Below are 706 nucleotides of genomic sequence, written 5' to 3'. Positions count from 1 at the left end.
CAGGCCCCTGATCGTTTTCGGGTCGTCGTAGCCGCTCGTTGTTCCGTCCTCGGAGATGATGTTTCCTCCGGCCTGCAGAATGGTGTTGTAGTACCCTTCCTGACCACCGGTCAGGCCGGTCGCGACGCCGTAGATGCCCTGGTCGGCGAGGGTGTCACTCACAGTTTTAGCTGCGGTGGCGAAGTCATCCCAGGTCCAGGTGCCGTCAGGTACGGCAACGCCGGCCTGATCGAGAATGGCCTTGTTGTACCAGAGGGCTACCGTATCGAAGTCCTTGGGCATGCCGTACTGCTCATCGTCGTACGAGTACAGGTTGTTGAGCACATCGACGTAGTTGCTCGGGTCGACCTCGCCGGCGTCGATGAGATTCGTCATCGGCTCAAGCTGGTCGTTGGCGGCGTAAAGCTGAAAGTTCGGGCCGTTCATCCAGAACACGTCCGGCAAGGTGTCGCCCGAGGCCTGAGTCTGCAGTTTGGTCCAGTACTGGGCCCACGGGGTGATGTCGATGTTCACCTCAATGTTCGGGTAGATCTCGTTGAACGCGGCGATGTTGGCTTCCAGCGCCGGCACCTGGTTCTCGTCCCAGATGGCGTAGCTGATCGATGCGGGGGGGGGGGGGGGGGGGTTGCGAGTCTGCGGTGACTGCTTCATCGGATGATGCCGGTGCTGAACACGAGGTCAGCGCGAGCGCGGCGACAGCGCGAGC

At 61.6% G+C, this 706-nt stretch carries 1 protein-coding gene; it reads right to left on the bottom strand.

The window, feature by feature from the left end; translation table 11 throughout:
- On the bottom strand, window positions 1-570 hold a 570-nt coding region (locus JF66_RS20055), incomplete at its 3' end, for an extracellular solute-binding protein (RefSeq protein ID WP_197059516.1).
- Between the last annotated feature and the right edge of the window lie 136 nt (window positions 571-706).

Origin of the sequence: Cryobacterium sp. MLB-32 (assembly GCF_000738085.1) — a bacterium.
In the GTDB taxonomy this organism is placed as follows: Bacteria; Actinomycetota; Actinomycetes; order Actinomycetales; family Microbacteriaceae; genus Cryobacterium.
Note: the sequence above shows the minus strand (reverse complement) of the source record. Positions and strands in the feature narration are given on the sequence as shown.